Consider the following 17,758-nt stretch of genomic DNA (forward strand, 5'->3'; position numbering starts at 1 on the left):
GGCTTTTCCAAAGTGACCCGCCGTCAGGGCGGAACCCTAAGTGGCCGTGACCGCAGAAACGGATATGTACTCGGTCCAACATCCTGGTCGGCCCAGAGGCCGCCATCGGGGGCAAGCCCCCTCCCACATTTAGAGCGCCACAAGGCTCAATTTAAACGCCAGACACAAAAAAGCCCCAACTCACGAGAGCCGGGGCTTTTTTGTGGGTGCGCTACGCAGGCTTAGCCGTTGAACACATCATCCACGCTTTGCAGCGGGTAGTTCTTCGGATACGGCAGGGTTGCCACACCAGTCTCGATTGCAGCCTTGGCCACGGCATCGGAGATCAGGGTGATCAGGCGCTTGTCCATAGGTTTCGGGATAATGTACTCACGACCGAATTCCAGCTTGGCGCCACCGTAGGCGTCGCAGACATCCTGCGGCACCGGCAGCTTGGCCAGTTCACGCAGGGCGTTGGCGGCCGCTACTTTCATTTCTTCGTTGATGCGCTTGGCGCGAACGTCCAGGGCACCACGGAAGATGAACGGGAAACCCAACACGTTGTTGACCTGGTTCGGGTAGTCCGAACGGCCGGTGGCCATGATCACGTCGTCGCGGGTGGCGTGGGCCAGTTCCGGGGCGATTTCCGGGTCCGGGTTGGAGCAGGCGAACACGATAGGGTTCGGCGCCATCGACTTCAGGCCTTCGGCGCTCAGCAGGTTCGGGCCGGACAGGCCGACGAACACGTCAGCACCGTCAAGGGCGTCAGCCAGGGTGCGCTTGGAGGACGGGTGGGCAAACATCGCCTTGTACTGGTTCAGGTCGGTACGCTCGGACTGGATCACGCCCTTGCTGTCGACCATGTAGATGTTTTCCAGCTTGGCGCCCATGCTGATGATCAGCTTCATGCAGGAAATGGCCGCAGCGCCGGCGCCCAGGCAGACGATCTTCGCTTCACCCAGGGTTTTGCCGGCGATCTCCAGGGCGTTGATCATGCCGGCTGCGGTAACGATCGCGGTGCCGTGCTGGTCATCGTGGAATACCGGGATGTCACACTGTTCGATCAGCGCCTTTTCGATCTCGAAGCACTCGGGTGCCTTGATGTCTTCCAGGTTGATGCCACCGAAGGTGATGGAAATGCGTTTAACGGTGTCGATGAAGGCCTGCGGGCTCTCGGAGTCGACTTCGATGTCGAAAACATCGATGCCGGCAAAGCGCTTGAACAGCACGCCCTTGCCTTCCATGACCGGCTTGGACGCCAATGGGCCGAGGTTACCCAGGCCCAGGATCGCGGTGCCATCAGAAATCACTGCAACCAGGTTGCCCTTGCCGGTGTACTTGTATGCCAGCTCGGGGTCGCGGGCGATTTCACGTACGGGCTCGGCAACGCCAGGGCTGTAGGCCAGCGACAGATCACGGGCGGTGGCAGTGGCTTTGGTGAGCTCTACACTCAGCTTTCCTGGACGAGGATTGGCATGATATTCGAGAGCGGCAGTTTTCAAATCAGACATATCGGCATTCCGCTTTTACTGTTGGTCGACGGACCGCCGAGGATACGCGTGTCGTAAAGCCCCTACAAGACTGGTCAGTCACAGGTGTCAAGGCCCTGCTGCGGCGTACTTTAGTCTAAAGCCACGGGATACAAGGGCTAGACTGTTCACAATCGAATAAAAAAATGTCTACAATTTTTTATTATTGCGCTCAGCCAAGCATGCTCGGATCGGTGAGCGGCAACAGCCAACGTGCCTGAGGGTCTTTCGGCCCGCCGCGCCTGGAGCGGTCCTGCACCCAGCCACGCGCCTCGATTGTCTTGCCTTGCAGACCATTGAGCATGGCGGTATCGAATAAACGGACCCGATCAGGCGCAATGCGTAATACCAGTGAACCCTGCAACTGGATCCAGACGCCACCGCGATTGCGTTCGATCGTGCTGACCCGTCCGCTGACCAAAGCGAACCCGGACCGCTTGAGTTGCGCCACGCTCTGTACCGGCGATTGCCGCCAAAGCCCCAACCGCGCGTCACGCGCACTGTTTTCAGCAGCCTGCTGACAGGCGACCAGCTCGACATTCGGCGCGACACCCACCTGAAACCCCAGGCCCTCAGCCAGCAATTGCGCCTCAAGGTTGTTGCCGTCGGCGCCATACAGGTGGGCAAGGGTTCGCCCGTAGCGATCTTTACCCTCGCGCCCCGGCACCAGCCCGAGACGCCCGTCACTGGCATTGACCAATGCCTGCAGACGCTGGCGCGCGGCAGCCGCAAACGGCTCGTCGGAGCGGCCCTTCTTACCGGTCTCCGGCGCGTTGATACCGATCATCCGAACGCTGCGGCCATCCTTGAGACGCACAGTGTCGCCATCCACCACGCGCTGCACATGTACACGCGCCACCGACGCCGGCGCGGGGCAGAACACGTGGGCCTGGGCGGCGGATAGCCAAATCGCAGGCACAAAAAAGGCGCCCGCGAGGGACGCCTTTTTCAACAGCTGGCAAAAGCCCATAAGGCTTTTGAGCCTTACTCTGCCGGAGTAGCAGCAGCAGGCTTCTTGCCGAAAGCACCAAAGCGATCTGCGAAGCGCTGTACACGGCCGCCGGTGTCCAGAGTTTTCTGCTTACCGGTGTAGAACGGGTGGCACTCGTTGCATACGTCAGTACCCAATGGCTTGCACAGGTTCGAACGGGTTTCGAACTTGTTGCCGCAGCTGCAGGTAACTTCGATGGTTTCGTACGCTGGATGGATATCGGCTTTCATGGCACTTCCTCGGGCTAGCGTGCCGCCACTCGACACTATTGTCGAATACCGCACGTAATTAGGCCGCGAATTCTAACAGACCTTTTCAATCACGCAAGCCGCACATCCGACTGAAAACCGCCTTTCATCAGAAAACCACGGCATACCCAAGCCCTCCCCTGTCTGCTAGGCTCCCGCCCCTGCGCCACCACCTGCCTAGATGAGACCCTCCGCGTGCCCGACGCCATTTTGCGCCTCGCCCTGCCCTCGCCGCTGCGCCGCCTGTTCGATTACCGGGCGCCGGCGGGTGTGCCGCGTGCGCAGTTGGAGCCCGGCATGCGCGTGCGCGTGCCGTTCGGGCGCAGGGAAATGATCGGTATCCTGGTGGAAGTCACCGACCAAAGCGAAGTGCCCGCCGAAAAGCTCAAGCCGGCCATCGCCATCCTCGACGCCACCGCGCCGCTGCCGCCCGCGCTGTTCAAGCTGTGCCTGTGGACCGCGCAGTATTACCAGCACAGCCTGGGCGATACCCTGAGCTGGGCGCTGCCGGTGCTGCTGCGCCAGGGCGAACTGGCCGAAGCGCGCCAGGAACGTTTCTGGTCGATGGTTCCCGGCGCGCGCCTGGACGACCCACGCATCGCCCGCGCGCCGCGCCAACGTGAAGCCCTCGCCACCCTGGCGCAGCACCCCCACGGTGTGGCTCATCAGCTATTGAGCAAGCTGATGCTGAGCAAGGACAGCCTCGACCTGCTGCTGGCCAAGGGGCTGGTGCAGGTGGAGATCCGCAAGCACGCCCCCGACCCGCGCCATGAACACTGGCTGGCCCAGCCGGAGCTGCCGCTGAACCCCGAACAACGCGCCGCCTATGAAGCGATCCGCGCAGGGTTCGACAGTTTCCATGCGTTCCTGCTGGCCGGCGTCACCGGCAGCGGCAAGACCGAAGTGTATTTGCAGTTGATCCGCGAAACCTTGCAGGCCGGCAAACAGGCGCTGGTGCTGATCCCCGAGATCAACCTCGGCCCGCAAACCCTGGCGCGTTTCGAACAGCGTTTCAACGCCCGCATCGCCCTGGTGCACTCGGCGGTCAACGACCGTGAGCGCCTGGAGTCATGGCTGGCGGCGCGGGACGGCGAAGCCGACATTATTATCGGCACGCGCTCGGCACTGTTCACCCCGATGAAAAATCCGGGCCTGATCATCATCGACGAAGAACACGACGGCTCGTATAAACAACAGGAAGGCCTGCGTTACCACGCCCGCGACCTGGCCCTGGTGCGCGCGCGCCAGGAAGACATCCCGATTGTGCTGGGTTCGGCCACGCCTTCCCTGGAAAGCCTGCATAACGCCTACACCGGTCGTTATGGCCTGCTACGCCTGAATGAACGCGCAGGTGGCGCCAAGCAACCGCGTTTCCTGCGCCTGGATGTCAAAAGCCGACCGCTGGACAGCGGTATTTCCGGCCCGATGCAGCAAGCCATCGGCCAGACCCTCGCCGCCGGCCAGCAAGTCCTGGTGTTCCTCAACCGCCGCGGTTTTGCGCCGACGCTGTTGTGCCATGACTGTGGCTGGATGTCCGAATGCGAGCGTTGCGATGCGCGCATGACCGTGCATCAGCGCTACGGCGAACTGCGCTGCCACCACTGCGGCCATGTGGAACCTGTGCCCCGCCACTGTCCACAATGCGGCAAGGTCGACCTGCGCCCGGTCGGCGCGGGCACCGAGCGCGCCGAAGAGCGCCTGGGCATTCTGTTCCCGGATTACCCGGTGCTGCGGGTGGACCGCGACAGTACGTCGCGCAAAGACGCGATGAACCAACTGTTCGCCACCATCCAGAAAGGCCAGCCGTGCATTCTGGTCGGCACGCAGATGCTTGCCAAAGGGCATCACTTTCCACGGGTGACCCTGGTGTCGATCCTGGATGCCGACGGTGGTTTATTCTCCGGCGACTTCCGCGCCAGCGAGCGCATGGCGCAGCTGATCGTGCAGGTCGCCGGCCGCGCAGGGCGCGCCGAAGAGCCGGGCCGAGTGATTATCCAGACGCACCTGGCCGACCACCCGCTGCTGATTCAACTGACCGAACAAGGTTACTTTGCCTTCGCCGAACAGGCCTTGAGCGAGCGCCGCGCCGCCGGGCTGCCGCCGTTTGCGCACCTGGCGCTGCTGCGCGCCGAGGCGCATAAACCGGGCCAGGCCGAAGGCTTTCTGGACGAAGCCTGCAGCGCCGCTGAACGTTTGCTGGCAGAGCTGGGTCTGAGCGGCATCGAGCTGCTCGGCCCGGTGCCCGCGCCCATGGAACGCCGTGCCGGGCGGTATCGGGCCCAGCTACTCTTGCAGGCAACGTCCCGCGCGCCGCTGCATCGGCTATTGAGCAGCTGGTTGCTGGCCCTGGAGCAAATGCCCAGCGGCCGACAGGTGCGATGGTCACTGGATGTGGACCCGGTCGATTTGTATTAAGCCGTCCCCTGTAGGAGCGAGCTTGCTCGCGAAAAACTCAAGCACACTGCGTTTATTCTGGATAAACGCGACGCCCTCAGGTTTTTCGCGAGCAAGCTCGCTCCTACAGTGAGTAGGGTCACCTAAAAAGGCTCCGCAGGTCCTGCGAAGGTTGGCAAGCCCGCCCTCGCCACGGATAATGCCCAGTTTTTCCACCTGCGCATCGCGCGCCGCCGCTTGCGGTCGAAAGAGAACACCATGAAAGACACCATTCGCCAGCTGATCCAACAAGCCCTCACCCAACTCGTCAACGAAGGTGTGTTGCCTGAAGGCCTGTCGCCGGCGATCCAGGTGGAGAACACCCGCGACAAGACCCACGGCGACTTCGCCAGCAACATCGCGATGATGCTGTCCAAGCCTGCGGGCATGAAGCCTCGCGACCTCGCGGAAAAAATCATCGCCGCGCTGCCGGCCGACGCCAGTGTCACCAAGGCCGAAATCGCCGGCCCGGGCTTTATCAACTTCTTCCAGAATACCCAGGCCCTGGCCGCGCGCCTGGATGCCGCCCTGGCCGACGCCCACATCGGCGTGCGCAAGGCTGGCCCGGCGCAGCGCGTGGCGATCGACCTGTCGGCACCTAACCTGGCCAAGGAGATGCACGTCGGCCACCTGCGCTCGACCATCATCGGCGACGGCGTGGCGCGGGTCCTGGAGTTTCTCGGTGACACCGTCATCCGTCAGAACCACGTGGGCGACTGGGGCACCCAGTTCGGCATGCTGATGGCCTACCTGCAGGAAAACCCGATCACCAGCAACGAGCTGGCCGACCTGGAAAACTTCTACCGCGCCGCCAAGAAGCGCTTTGACGAATCCGAAGAATTTGCCGACCGTGCGCGCAGCCTGGTGGTCAAGCTGCAAGCCGGCGATAAGGAATGCCTGGCGCTGTGGGGGCGTTTCCGCGATATCTCCCTGTCCCACTGCCAGGAAATCTACGAGCTGCTCAACGTCAAGCTGACCATGGCCGACGTGATGGGCGAAAGCGCCTACAACGACGACCTGATCAATGTGGTCAACGACCTCAAGGCCGCTGGCCTGCTGGTCGAGAGCAACGGTGCGCAGTGCGTGTTCCTTGAGGAATTCAAGACCGCCGATGGCGAGCCGCTGCCGGTGATCATCGTCAAGGCCGATGGCGGTTATCTCTATGCCACCACCGACCTGGCCGCCGTGCGCTACCGCAGCGGCGTGCTCAAGGCCGATCGCGCGCTGTATTTCGTCGATCAGCGCCAGGCCCTGCACTTCCAGCAAGTGTTCGAAGTGGCGCGCCGCGCCGGTTTCGTCACCCACCCGATGCATATGGAACACATGGGTTTCGGTACCATGAACGGCGCCGATGGCCGCCCGTTCAAGACCCGCGATGGCGGCACCGTGAAGCTGATCGACCTGCTGACCGAAGCCCAGGAGCGCGCCTACAGCCTGGTCAAGGAAAAGAACCCCGAACTGGCCGAGGCCGACCTGCGCAATATCGCCCGCGTGGTCGGCATTGGCGCGGTGAAATACGCCGACCTATCCAAGCACCGCACCAGCGACTACAGCTTCAACTTCGACCTGATGCTCAACTTCGAAGGCAACACCGCCCCGTACCTGCTGTACGCCTACACCCGTGTGGCCGGTGTGTTCCGCAAACTGGGCAAGGACTTCAGCGAAGTCGAAGGCCAAATCGTGCTGGACGCACCTCATGAGCAGGAACTGGCCGCCAAGCTCGCGCAGTTCGGCGAAGTGCTCAACAGCGTCGGCGAGAAAGGCACGCCGCATATCCTCTGCACCTACCTGTACGAAGTGGCCGGCCTGTTTTCCAGCTTCTACGAGAACTGCCCGATCCTCAGCGCCGACGATGAAGCCCAGAAGCAAAGTCGCCTGCGCCTGGCCGCACTGGCTGGACGGACCCTAAAGCAAGGCCTGGAGCTGTTGGGCCTGGAAACTCTGGAGCGCATGTAAGTTGGCCGCCAAGAAAAAACCTGCACCCAAGCGCGGCGCCAGCCGCTACCAGGCCCCGGCCAAGCAGCCGATTCCGGGTTGGCTGTGGATGGCGATCGGCCTCACGGTCGGCGCATTCGTTGTCTTTCTGATGAAGCTGGAGCCCGGCCAGGGCGATGACGTCAAGCGCGTCAAACAGGAGCAGCAGAAAGCCACGAAAATCGCCGAGGCCAACAAGACTGCGCCGAGCCCGACGGTTCCGGTGAAGCCCAAGTACGATTTCTACACGCTGCTGCCGGAATCGGAAGTGATCGTGCCGCCCGACGCCGTGCCGGAAAAAACCCTGCCGACGCCGCAAGTGCCGACCACGCCGGTAACCCCAGCGGAAGCGGCGAAGATCGATACCGCGCGCGCCCAGGCGGCATTGGCCGGCATCACCCCGCCGCCGGCGCCTCCAGTGGCAGAGACCAAGGCCGCGCCGGTGACCAAGTTCTTCCTGCAGGCGGGCTCGTTCCCCAAACAGGCGGACGCAGACCGTGTACGCGCGCAGATCATTCTGCTGGGCCAGTCGGTGACGGTGGAATCCGGCACCGTGAAGGAAGCGACCTGGTATCGCGTGCTGGTAGGCCCGTTCAGCAACCGCGAACAGCTGACCGTGGCGCAGAAACAATTGGCGGGCGCCGGGTTTAGCAACCTGCTGTTACAACAACGCCAGAGCCGCTGATCTCGAAGACATAGCAGGGCTAATGTGGGAGGGGGCTTGTCCCCGATGGCGGTAGACCAGTCAATATATTCAGCGACTGATACACCGCAATCGGGGGCAAGCCCCCTCCCACATTTGGTTTTGCGGTGTTCTTGAACAGGTGTCGGATCAATAAACACCACTCGTCCGCACTGCCGTCCTACGGTTGAAATCCCCCTCGCCACCCCCATATGAGTTCCATCAGGGCATTTTCGCCCCGCTGCGTGGAGACTCTCCCCTTGACCACCATCGTTTCAGTACGTCGCCACGGCAAAGTCGTCATGGGCGGCGACGGCCAGGTTTCCCTGGGCAATACCGTGATGAAAGGCAACGCCAAGAAAGTACGTCGCCTGTACCACGGCCAGGTGCTCGCCGGGTTCGCCGGCGCTACCGCCGATGCCTTCACCCTGTTCGAGCGTTTCGAAGGCCAGCTCGAAAAGCACCAGGGCCATCTGGTGCGTGCCGCCGTCGAACTCGCCAAGGAATGGCGCACCGACCGTTCCCTCAGCCGCCTCGAAGCCATGCTGGCGGTCGCCAACAAAGACGCGTCCCTGATCATCACCGGCAACGGCGATGTGGTTGAACCTGAACACGGCCTGATCGCCATGGGTTCCGGTGGCGGCTATGCACAGGCTGCGGCCAGCGCGCTGTTGAAGAAGACCGACCTGTCGGCCCGTGAAATCGTCGAGACCGCCCTGGGTATCGCCGGCGATATCTGCGTGTTCACCAACCACAACCACACCATTGAGGAGCAGGACCTCGCCGAGTAAGCCGTAGGCTTATTCCCGCTTGAGGCCGCCAAACACTATGTCCATGACTCCCCGCGAAATCGTCCATGAACTCAATCGCCATATCATCGGCCAGGACGATGCCAAGCGCGCCGTTGCCATTGCGCTGCGTAACCGCTGGCGCCGGATGCAACTGCCCGAAGAACTGCGCGTTGAAGTAACGCCCAAGAACATCCTGATGATCGGCCCGACCGGCGTCGGTAAAACCGAAATCGCCCGGCGCCTGGCCAAACTGGCCAACGCCCCGTTCATCAAGGTCGAGGCCACCAAATTCACCGAAGTCGGCTATGTGGGCCGCGATGTGGAGTCGATCATTCGTGACCTGGCCGACGCCGCCCTGAAGATGCTGCGCGAGCAGGAAGTGACCAAGGTCAGCCATCGAGCCGAAGATGCTGCCGAAGAGCGCATCCTCGACGCGCTGTTGCCACCGGCCCGCATGGGCTTCAACGAAGACGCCGCGCCGTCATCGGATTCCAACACCCGCCAGCTGTTCCGCAAGCGCCTGCGTGAAGGCCAGTTGGACGACAAGGAAATCGAGATCGAAGTGGCCGAAGTGTCGGGCGTCGATATTTCCGCGCCCCCGGGCATGGAAGAAATGACCAGCCAGTTGCAGAACCTGTTCGCCAACATGGGCAAGGGCAAGAAGAAAAGCCGCAAGCTCAAGGTGAAAGAGGCCCTGAAACTGGTGCGCGACGAAGAAGCCGGACGCCTGGTCAATGAGGAAGAACTCAAGGCCAAGGCCCTGGAAGCGGTCGAGCAGCACGGCATCGTGTTTATCGATGAGATCGACAAAGTGGCCAAGCGCGGCAACTCCGGCGGCGTCGATGTGTCCCGCGAGGGCGTACAGCGCGACCTGCTGCCACTGATCGAAGGCTGCACGGTCAACACCAAGCTGGGCATGGTCAAGACCGACCACATCCTGTTTATCGCCTCAGGTGCTTTCCACCTGAGCAAACCAAGCGACCTGGTGCCTGAGCTGCAAGGCCGTCTGCCGATCCGCGTGGAACTCAAGGCGCTGACCCCGGGCGACTTCGAGCGCATTCTCAGCGAGCCGCATGCCTCACTGACCGAGCAGTACCGCGAATTGCTGAAAACCGAAGGCCTGGGCATCGAATTCCAACCGGACGGGATCAAGCGCCTGGCGGAGATTGCCTGGCAGGTCAACGAGAAGACCGAGAACATCGGTGCGCGTCGCCTGCACACCTTGCTTGAGCGCCTGCTCGAAGAGGTGTCCTTCAGCGCCGGCGACATGGCCGGTGCGCAGAATGGCGAAGCGATCAAGATCGACGCGGATTACGTCAACAGCCACCTGGGCGAATTGGCGCAGAACGAAGACTTGTCGCGCTATATTCTGTAAGCCTCACACAGAATTGCTTCGCTTCAATGTGGGAGGGGGCTTGCCCCCGATAGCGGTCTGTCAGACAGATGTATGCTGACTGACACACGGCTATCGGGGGCAAGCCCCCTCTCACATTGTTAGGCCGGTTCCTTCAGGGTTATCTCCAATGTCGAAATTTCCTACTGCTGTAAACCTGCATAAAACCTCCAACACCCTGGGCCTCACCTACGGCCCGAACGAAACCTACCAACTGCCCGCCGAATTCCTGCGCGTGCACTCGCCTTCCGCCGAGGTCCAGGGCCACGGCAAACCCATCCTGCAATTCGGCAAGCTCAACGTTAAATTGATCAAGCTGGAACCGGCCGGCCAGTACGCACTGAAATTGACCTTCGACGACGGCCATGACAGCGGATTGTTCACCTGGGACTACCTTTATCAACTGGCCGTGCGTCAGGACGCGCTGTGGGCCGATTACCTGGCCGAACTGAAAACGGCCGGAAAAACCCGCGACCCGAGTCAGTCGGTCGTGCGGCTGATGCTCTAGTCCAGGCCTCTTGCTCTTTAGAGGGCATTTTCTAATTTCATCTGCTTGAATGCCCTGTCTCGTGGTCAACGATTGGCCCGCTTGCGAAAAAAATTAAACTCGGGTAACCAATGGAACTGGCAAGTTCCCTGCATTTGACGATGTGGTATCAACGGTCACCCGAGCGCAGTACCAGGCTGGTGTCGTGTATCGAAATGGGTGCGCGGAAATCGCCGGTACTCGTCTTTCGGACAATGGAGCGTCGTAGATGAGTAACAAGAATAACGATGACTTGAAACGCCAGGCCTCGGAAAACACCCTGGGGTTGAACCCGATCATCGCGTTACGCAAAAAGGACTTATTGGCCTCGGCGAAGATGGTGCTCACCCAAGCCATCAAGCAACCGTTACACAGCGTCAAACACGTCGCCCATTTCGGGGTGGAGCTCAAGAACGTCATGTTCGGCAAATCGGCGCTGGTGCCGGAGAGCGATGACCGTCGCTTCCATGACCCGGCCTGGAGCCAGAACCCGCTCTACAAACGCTACCTGCAGACTTACCTGGCGTGGCGCAAGGAGCTGCACGACTGGATCGGTGACAGCAATCTATCGGAACAGGACATCAGTCGCGGCCACTTCGTGATCAACCTGATGACTGAAGCCATGGCCCCCACCAACAGCGCGGCCAACCCGGCGGCCGTCAAACGCTTCTTTGAAACCGGCGGCAAAAGCCTGCTCGACGGCCTGTCCCACCTGGCCAAGGACATGGTGCACAACGGCGGCATGCCAAGCCAGGTCAACATGGGCGCCTTTGAAGTGGGCAAGAGCCTGGGCACCACCGAAGGCGCCGTGGTCTTTCGCAATGATGTGCTGGAGCTGATCCAGTACAAGCCCATCACCGAGCAGGTACACGAGCGACCGCTGCTGGTGGTGCCGCCGCAGATCAATAAATTCTATGTATTCGACCTGAGCCCGGACAAGAGCCTGGCGCGCTTCTGCCTGCGCAATGGGCAGCAGACCTTTATCGTCAGCTGGCGCAACCCGACCAAGGCCCAGCGCGAGTGGGGCCTGTCGACCTATATCGAAGCGCTCAAGGAAGCCGTCGATGTGATCACGGCGATTACCGGCAGCAAGGACGTGAACATGCTGGGCGCCTGCTCCGGCGGCATCACCTGCACCGCGCTGCTGGGCCACTACGCGGCGCTGGGGGAGAAAAAAGTCAACGCCCTGACCCTGCTGGTGAGTGTGCTGGACACCACGCTGGACACCCAAGTGGCGCTGTTCGTCGATGAACAGACGCTCGAAGCGGCGAAGCGTCATTCCTATCAGGCCGGCGTACTGGAAGGCCGTGACATGGCCAAGGTGTTTGCGTGGATGCGGCCCAACGACCTGATCTGGAATTACTGGGTCAACAATTACCTGCTGGGCAACGAGCCGCCGGTGTTCGACATCCTGTTCTGGAACAACGACACCACACGCCTGCCGGCCGCCTTCCATGGCGACCTGATCGAGCTGTTCAAGAACAACCCGTTGGTACGCGCCAATGCACTGGAAGTGTGCGGCACGCCCATCGATCTCAAGCAGGTCACGGCCGATATCTATTCACTGGCCGGCACCAACGACCACATCACGCCCTGGCAGTCCTGCTACAAGTCGGCGCAGTTGTTTGGCGGCAAGGTGGAGTTCGTGCTGTCCAGCAGCGGGCATATCCAGAGCATCCTCAACCCGCCGGGCAACCCCAAGTCGCGCTACCAGACCAGCGACGGCCTGGCGGGCACGGCACTGCAATGGCAGGAAAACGCGACCAAGCATACCGATTCGTGGTGGCTGCACTGGCAGGCATGGCAGGCGGAGCGGGCGGGGAAATTGAAAAAAGCCCCGACGACATTAGGTAATAAAACCTACGCTGCGGCCGAAGCGGCACCAGGCACCTATGTACACGAACGCTAAATTGAAATGCGGTCAATGTGGGAGGGGGCAAGCCCCCTCCCACATTTTGACCGCATTTCTCCTGTAACACTTCACAGGGCTTGAGCATGCCGCAACCGTTCATCTTCCGCACCATCGACCTGGATGGCCAGGCCATCCGCACGGCGGTACGACCGGGCAAACCGCACTTGACCCCGCTGCTGATCTTCAACGGCATCGGCGCCAACCTGGAGCTGGTGTTTCCGTTCATCCAGGCCCTGGACCCGGACCTGGAAGTGATCGCCTTCGATGTGCCAGGGGTGGGCGGCTCCTCTACGCCCAACCGGCCCTATCGCTTCCCCGGCCTGGCCAAGCTGACGGCGCGCATGCTCGATTACCTGGATTACGGCCAGGTGAATGCGGTGGGGGTGTCCTGGGGCGGTGCACTGGCGCAGCAGTTCGCCTATGACTACCCCGAGCGCTGCAAGAAGTTGATCCTGGCGGCCACGGCTGCCGGCGCCTTTATGGTGCCCGGCAAGCCCAAGGTGCTGTGGCTGATGGCCAGCCCCCGGCGCTATATCCAGCCGTCCCACGTGGTGCGCATTGCGCCGATGATTTACGGCGGTTCGTTCCGCCGCGACGCCAAGCTGGCCGCCGAACATGCCAGCAAAGTGCGCTCGGCCGGCAAGCTGGGCTATTACTGGCAGCTGTTCGCGGGGCTGGGCTGGACCAGCATCCATTGGCTGCACAAGATCCGCCAGCCGACCCTGGTCCTGGCCGGGGACGACGACCCGCTGATTCCGCTGATCAACATGCGCATGCTCGCCTGGCGCATCCCCAATGCGCAGTTGCACATCATCGATGATGGCCATTTATTCCTGATCACCCGCGCGGAAGCCGTGGCGCCGATCATCATGAAGTTTCTCGAAGAGGAGCGTCTGCGTGCCGTGATACATCCGCGACCGGCGGTGTGAAGGACCACACCGCCGCGCAACTTGCCAGGAACCGACTATGGTTCTGAATTGGCGTGCCTCTTGATGGCTTGACGAAGGAGTGTTGGCTCATGCGAGACAGACCCGTGACGAACCCGGCGCCCACCCCCGCTGCGTTCATCAACGCGCAAAACGCGATCACCGGCCTGCGCGGTCGCGACCTGCTGTCGACCCTGCGCACCGTGGCGGCCCATGGCCTGCGCAACCCGTTGCACACCGCACGCCACGCCCTGGCCCTGAGCGGCCAACTGGGCCGCGTGTTGCTGGGGGACACGGTGCATGAGCCCAACCCCAACGACAGCCGCTTCAAAGACCCCACCTGGGCGCTCAACCCGCTGTACCGGCGCAGCCTGCAAGCCTACTTGAGCTGGCAAAAACACACGCGCAACTGGATCGACGACAGCACCCTCAGCGCGGACGACCGTGCACGCGCACAGTTCGCGTTCGCCCTGCTCAACGACGCCGTATCGCCCTCCAACACGCTGCTCAACCCGCTCGCCATCAAGGAGTTGCTCAACTCCGGCGGCAACAGCGTGGTGCGCGGCGTCAGCCATTTGTTCGAAGACCTGCTGCACAACAACGGCCTGCCGCGTCAGGTCAGCAAGCACGCTTTCGAAGTGGGCAAGACCGTTGCCACCACGCCGGGCTCGGTGGTGTTTCGCAATGAGCTGCTGGAGCTGATCCAATACAAGCCCATGAGCGAAAAACAATACGCCAAGCCCTTGCTGGTGGTGCCGCCGCAAATCAACAAGTTCTACATATTCGACCTCAGCCCGGCTAACAGCTTTGTGCAATATGCGCTGAAAAACGGGCTGCAGACCTTTATGGTCAGCTGGCGCAATCCGGATGTGCGACATCGCGAATGGGGCCTGTCCACCTACGTTGCGGCGCTGGAAGAAGCCCTCAACGCCTGCCGGGCAATCACCGGCGCACGCGCGGTCAACCTGATGGGCGCCTGCGCCGGCGGCCTGACCATCGCCGCACTGCAAGGCCATCTGCAAGCCAAGCGCCAGTTGCGGCGCATCGCCAGCGCCAGTTACCTGGTGAGCTTGCTCGACAGTCAGATCGACGGCCCGGCCATGTTGTTCGCCGATGAACAGACCCTTGAAGCCGCCAAGCGCCGCTCTTACCAACAAGGTGTACTGGACGGTCGCGACATGGCCAAGGTGTTCGCCTGGATGCGCCCCAATGACCTGATCTGGAACTACTGGGTCAACAACTACCTGCTGGGCAAGGAACCGCCCGCCTTCGACATCCTGTACTGGAACAACGACAACACACGCCTGCCCGCCGCCCTGCACGGCGACCTGTTGGATTTCTTCAAGCACAACCCGCTGAGGCATCCGGGAGGCCTTGAGGTGTGCGGCACCCCCATCGACTTGCAGAAGGTCACCGTAGACAGCTTCAGCGTGGCCGGCATCAACGATCACATTACGCCGTGGGACGCGGTGTACCGATCCACCCAACTGCTGGGCGGCGAGCGGCGCTTCGTCCTGTCCAACAGCGGGCATATCCAGAGCATCCTCAACCCGCCCGGCAACCCGAAGGCCAACTACGTCGAGAACCCCAGGCTGAGCAGCGACCCGCGCGCCTGGTACTACGACGCCAATCACGTCGAAGGCAGCTGGTGGCCGCAATGGCTGGCGTGGATTCAGCAACGTTCGGGCGTGCAACGCGAAACCCTCACCGCCCTGGGCAACCAGAACTACCCACCGATGGAGGCGGCGCCAGGCACCTACGTGCGCGTGCGCTGAGCTCAACGATCAGACTAAGAGGCTGGATGAAGACCCGCGACCGTATCCTTGAATGTGCCCTGCAGTTGTTCAACCACAAGGGCGAGCCGAATGTGTCGACCATGGAGGTGGCCAATGAAATGGGGATCAGCCCCGGCAACCTCTACTACCACTTCCATGGCAAGGAGCCGTTGGTGCTGGGGCTGTTCGAACGTTTTCAAGGCGAGTTGGCACCGCTGCTCGACCCTCCTGCCGATGCGCAGCTGGAGGCCGAGGATTACTGGCTGTTCCTGCACCTGATTGTCGAGCGCATGGCCCACTACCGGTTCCTGTTCCAGGACCTGTCGAACCTGGCCGGGCGCCTGCCGAAGCTGGCCAAGGGCATTCGCAACCTGCTCACGGCGCTCAAGCGCACCCTGGCTTCATTGTTGGCGCGGTTGAAAACCGCAGGGCAACTGGTCAGTGACACCCAGGCGCTGGGGCAGTTGGTGGAGCAGATCACCCTGACCCTGCTGTTTTCCCTGGATTACCAGCGAATCCTGGATCGCAAGGGTGAAGTGCGGGTGGTGGTGTACCAGGTCATGATGCTGGTGGCGCCGCATCTGCTGATGCCGGCACGGCTGGCGACCGAGAGGTTCGCGCTGAAATATCTGGATGACTTGGATTGAAGCCCCCCTGATCACACAGGTGACGCAGAGCATCACGGGCTGCATTCCCACGCGGGAGCGTGGGAACGATCTGTGATAAAAAAACGCCCGACCTTCGCAGGCCGGGCGTTTTTGTGCCCTGTGAAAATCAGGACTGACTGGATGGCGTCGGCGTTACCGGCGTTGCAGTCGGGGTAGCAGCCGTGTGCGACGGTGCAGACACCGAATTGGCTGTCGAAGCGGCCGGTGCTGTCGCTGTTGCCGGCTTGGCCGACGCAGCAGTCTTTGGCGCTGCTGGCTTTTTCGCTACCGCGGGCTTTTTAGCCTCTGCAAGTTTTGCCGCAGGCTTGGCTGCTGACTTCGCAGCGGCTGGTTTGGCAGCCGGTTTAGCCGCAGGTTTTGCAGCGGCTTTAGCGGCCACTGGCTTAGCGGCAGGCTTGGTGGCCGGTTTGGCGGCAGCGGTTTTGGCTGCGGGCTTGGCGGCAGGTTTTGCAGCAGCCTTGGCGGGCGCCTTGGCCGCAGGTTTTGCAGCGGGTTTGGCGGCCGCTTTAACCACACGCTTGGCGGCCGTTTTCGCGGCGGGTTTTGCCGGTGCGGTTTTAGCCGCAGGTTTGGCGGCCGGTTTTGCCGCAGGCTTGGCCGCAGCCGTCTTGGCTGGCGCCACTTTGGCGCCTGTGAGTTTTTCGATTTGCTTGGTCAGGGTGTCGACCTTGCTGTGCAGCGTTTTCAGCTCAGCCTTGCTCGGCACGCCCAGTCGCGAAATGGCACTGTTGAGGCGTTTGTCGAAGGTTTCTTCCAACTTGTTCCACGTGTCGGAAATGCTCGACTTGGCCGAACCTGCGCTCGCCTTGGCCGCATCGACTTTTTTACCCACAGTGCTCTTGGTCAACTTCTCGGCCTTCTCGCCGTCCTTGACCAGCGTCTCGAAGTATTTGCCGCCGTCACTGCTCACCTTCGAGTACACGCCTAAACCAGCAAGCCAGATCTTTCGGGAATATTTTTCAACTTCCCCGACCCACGAGCTGCCTTCTTTCTGAGTAGTTTTTTTAACAGCCATCCCGATGTCTCCTTAGTGTTTACGCGCGACACGTTCGAGCAATGCCGTCAGCTCTTCGAGCTTAGCAGAGAGTGTCTCAACGTCATGTTTAGACGCAATGCCGATTCGATTCAAGGCACTTGCAACACGCGAGTCAAATGCTTTTTCAACTTTATCCAGTTGAACTTCAACCCGGCGGCCGACACTCGAGACGTTACTCTTTACTTGATCAATCTGACTGTTAGCGGCATCAAGTTGTTCAATAGCAACTTTTTTGCTTTTACTTTCAATATGTTGACCGCTCTTAACCAGCTCATTGAAGTATTCGCCGCCCTCGCTGCCGACCTTGGCGTAGGCACCAAGACCCGCCAGCCAGATCCTGCGGGCATAGCGTTTGACCTCACTCAGGGCAGTGGTCTGACTGTCGATTTTTTTCTGCAAAATAACGTTGGCCATGGTGCACCTCACATAGAACCGGGTGGAGGAACCGCCCGCCGGAGTTGGGGGCTTGGGCACAACGTAGGGTGAAAAATTAGAATCGGCACCCTAAGAGCGTCGAATCAGGCCAGCGCTTTATCCAGGGCTTTTTCGATTTCGGACTTGAGGGTACCGCTCATGGCCGACATCAACAGGCCCAGTTCAACATCGATACGCAATGCATCATCAAAGACCTGAACGGTGCCTTTAACGCCCGACCGCTTGAGGTTCAGGGAATCGCCGGACCACGACGACTCCACGCCATATTTATCCTTGAGTTTCTGCGCCAGCGTGTCGGCCTTCGCCCGTGCGGCGGCTTTACCCAGGGAATGCTCACGCTCAACGGTTATACGCGCCATTGCAATGGCTCCTTTCTATGAGGGCTTGGAAACCTTCCATGCGGCAAAAGGTCTCGATAAGCACCTATCTTACCTTCAGCCTTGCCAAGACAAAGCAGGCC

Annotated in this window: 16 protein-coding genes; 10 read left to right on the top strand and 6 right to left on the bottom strand. The window is 61.2% G+C overall.

Annotated features, from left to right (window positions below; all coding sequences use genetic code 11):
• Positions 1-221: 221 nt before the first annotated feature.
• From BFP93_RS14935 to rpmE, 3 genes are all read right to left on the bottom strand, one after another.
• The gene (locus BFP93_RS14935) at positions 222-1,490 is read right to left on the bottom strand and encodes a malic enzyme-like NAD(P)-binding protein (protein ID WP_065893697.1); all 1,269 of its coding nucleotides are present in this window, start codon (positions 1,488-1,490) and stop codon (positions 222-224) included.
• 190 nt (positions 1,491-1,680) lie between these two features.
• Positions 1,681-2,478 carry a thermonuclease family protein gene (locus BFP93_RS14940; RefSeq protein ID WP_065893698.1) on the bottom strand — a complete coding sequence of 266 codons (798 nt, stop codon included), beginning with the start codon at positions 2,476-2,478 and terminating at the stop codon, positions 1,681-1,683.
• Between the two features lie 14 nt (positions 2,479-2,492).
• Entirely contained in the window at positions 2,493-2,729 is a 237-nt protein-coding gene (gene rpmE / locus BFP93_RS14945) for a 50S ribosomal protein L31 (protein ID WP_003237330.1), read from the bottom strand.
• Between the two features lie 213 nt (positions 2,730-2,942).
• Here rpmE and BFP93_RS14950 point away from each other — a divergent pair, with 213 nt between their 5' ends.
• From BFP93_RS14950 to BFP93_RS14995, 10 genes are all read left to right on the top strand, one after another.
• Positions 2,943-5,162, top strand: a complete 2,220-nt coding sequence (locus BFP93_RS14950; protein ID WP_065893699.1) for a primosomal protein N' — start codon at positions 2,943-2,945, stop codon at positions 5,160-5,162.
• 237 nt (positions 5,163-5,399) lie between these two features.
• On the top strand, positions 5,400-7,136 hold the full coding sequence (gene argS, locus BFP93_RS14955) for an arginine--tRNA ligase (RefSeq protein WP_065893700.1): 1,737 nt from the start codon (positions 5,400-5,402) through the stop codon (positions 7,134-7,136).
• Position 7,137: 1 nt separating this feature from the next.
• On the top strand, positions 7,138-7,839 hold the full coding sequence (locus tag BFP93_RS14960) for an SPOR domain-containing protein (protein ID WP_065885706.1): 702 nt from the start codon (positions 7,138-7,140) through the stop codon (positions 7,837-7,839).
• 257 nt (positions 7,840-8,096) lie between these two features.
• Positions 8,097-8,627: an ATP-dependent protease subunit HslV gene (gene hslV, locus BFP93_RS14965; RefSeq protein WP_065885707.1), complete on the top strand. Its 531-nt coding sequence runs from the start codon at positions 8,097-8,099 to the stop codon at positions 8,625-8,627.
• Positions 8,628-8,664: 37 nt separating this feature from the next.
• A complete protein-coding gene (gene hslU / locus BFP93_RS14970) occupies positions 8,665-10,002 on the top strand; it encodes an ATP-dependent protease ATPase subunit HslU (RefSeq protein ID WP_057724431.1) in 1,338 nt (445 codons plus the stop codon).
• Positions 10,003-10,150: 148 nt separating this feature from the next.
• Positions 10,151-10,528 (top strand): gamma-butyrobetaine hydroxylase-like domain-containing protein, encoded by a 378-nt coding sequence (locus tag BFP93_RS14975; RefSeq protein ID WP_065893701.1) that lies wholly within the window; start codon positions 10,151-10,153, stop codon positions 10,526-10,528.
• 247 nt (positions 10,529-10,775) lie between these two features.
• Positions 10,776-12,455, top strand: a complete 1,680-nt coding sequence (gene phaC / locus BFP93_RS14980; RefSeq protein ID WP_065885710.1) for a class II poly(R)-hydroxyalkanoic acid synthase — start codon at positions 10,776-10,778, stop codon at positions 12,453-12,455.
• Between the two features lie 86 nt (positions 12,456-12,541).
• On the top strand, positions 12,542-13,387 hold the full coding sequence (phaZ, locus tag BFP93_RS14985) for a poly(3-hydroxyalkanoate) depolymerase (protein ID WP_065893702.1): 846 nt from the start codon (positions 12,542-12,544) through the stop codon (positions 13,385-13,387).
• Positions 13,388-13,476: 89 nt separating this feature from the next.
• The gene (phaC, locus tag BFP93_RS14990) at positions 13,477-15,159 is read left to right on the top strand and encodes a class II poly(R)-hydroxyalkanoic acid synthase (protein ID WP_065893703.1); all 1,683 of its coding nucleotides are present in this window, start codon (positions 13,477-13,479) and stop codon (positions 15,157-15,159) included.
• Positions 15,160-15,185: 26 nt separating this feature from the next.
• A complete protein-coding gene (locus BFP93_RS14995) occupies positions 15,186-15,806 on the top strand; it encodes a TetR/AcrR family transcriptional regulator (protein ID WP_065893704.1) in 621 nt (206 codons plus the stop codon).
• A 127-nt stretch (positions 15,807-15,933) separates the two neighbouring features.
• Here the strand turns inward: BFP93_RS14995 and BFP93_RS15000 are convergent, their stop codons facing one another.
• The 3 genes from BFP93_RS15000 to BFP93_RS15010 all read right to left on the bottom strand — a co-directional run bounded on the left by BFP93_RS15000 (position 15,934) and on the right by BFP93_RS15010 (position 17,657).
• Positions 15,934-16,842, bottom strand: coding sequence for a phasin family protein (locus BFP93_RS15000; protein ID WP_065893705.1), 909 nt, complete (start codon positions 16,840-16,842; stop codon positions 15,934-15,936).
• Between the two features lie 12 nt (positions 16,843-16,854).
• The gene (locus tag BFP93_RS15005; protein WP_065885715.1) at positions 16,855-17,277 is read right to left on the bottom strand and encodes a phasin family protein; all 423 of its coding nucleotides are present in this window, start codon (positions 17,275-17,277) and stop codon (positions 16,855-16,857) included.
• Between the two features lie 104 nt (positions 17,278-17,381).
• Positions 17,382-17,657, bottom strand: a complete 276-nt coding sequence (locus BFP93_RS15010; RefSeq protein WP_065893706.1) for a polyhydroxyalkanoic acid system family protein — start codon at positions 17,655-17,657, stop codon at positions 17,382-17,384.
• Positions 17,658-17,758 lie beyond the last annotated feature (101 nt).

The sequence above is a fragment of the Pseudomonas sp. 44 R 15 genome (genome assembly GCF_900004965.1).
Classification (GTDB): Bacteria; Pseudomonadota; Gammaproteobacteria; order Pseudomonadales; family Pseudomonadaceae; genus Aquipseudomonas; species Aquipseudomonas orientalis_A.

What these genes read in the sequence shown, in the direction of transcription:
- BFP93_RS15000 (WP_065893705.1), bottom strand. Translation starts at nt 16,842, where the DNA reads ATGGCTGTTAAAAAAACTACTCAGAAAGAAGGCAGCTCGTGGGTCGGG.
- BFP93_RS14935 (WP_065893697.1), bottom strand. Translation starts at nt 1,490, where the DNA reads ATGTCTGATTTGAAAACTGCCGCTCTCGAATATCATGCCAATCCTCGT.
- rpmE (WP_003237330.1), bottom strand. Translation starts at nt 2,729, where the DNA reads ATGAAAGCCGATATCCATCCAGCGTACGAAACCATCGAAGTTACCTGC.
- phaZ (WP_065893702.1), top strand. Translation starts at nt 12,542, where the DNA reads ATGCCGCAACCGTTCATCTTCCGCACCATCGACCTGGATGGCCAGGCC.
- phaC (WP_065885710.1), top strand. Translation starts at nt 10,776, where the DNA reads ATGAGTAACAAGAATAACGATGACTTGAAACGCCAGGCCTCGGAAAAC.
- BFP93_RS14995 (WP_065893704.1), top strand. Translation starts at nt 15,186, where the DNA reads ATGAAGACCCGCGACCGTATCCTTGAATGTGCCCTGCAGTTGTTCAAC.
- BFP93_RS14975 (WP_065893701.1), top strand. Translation starts at nt 10,151, where the DNA reads ATGTCGAAATTTCCTACTGCTGTAAACCTGCATAAAACCTCCAACACC.
- argS (WP_065893700.1), top strand. Translation starts at nt 5,400, where the DNA reads ATGAAAGACACCATTCGCCAGCTGATCCAACAAGCCCTCACCCAACTC.
- BFP93_RS15005 (WP_065885715.1), bottom strand. Translation starts at nt 17,277, where the DNA reads ATGGCCAACGTTATTTTGCAGAAAAAAATCGACAGTCAGACCACTGCC.
- hslU (WP_057724431.1), top strand. Translation starts at nt 8,665, where the DNA reads ATGTCCATGACTCCCCGCGAAATCGTCCATGAACTCAATCGCCATATC.
- BFP93_RS15010 (WP_065893706.1), bottom strand. Translation starts at nt 17,657, where the DNA reads ATGGCGCGTATAACCGTTGAGCGTGAGCATTCCCTGGGTAAAGCCGCC.
- phaC (WP_065893703.1), top strand. Translation starts at nt 13,477, where the DNA reads ATGCGAGACAGACCCGTGACGAACCCGGCGCCCACCCCCGCTGCGTTC.
- BFP93_RS14940 (WP_065893698.1), bottom strand. Translation starts at nt 2,478, where the DNA reads ATGGGCTTTTGCCAGCTGTTGAAAAAGGCGTCCCTCGCGGGCGCCTTT.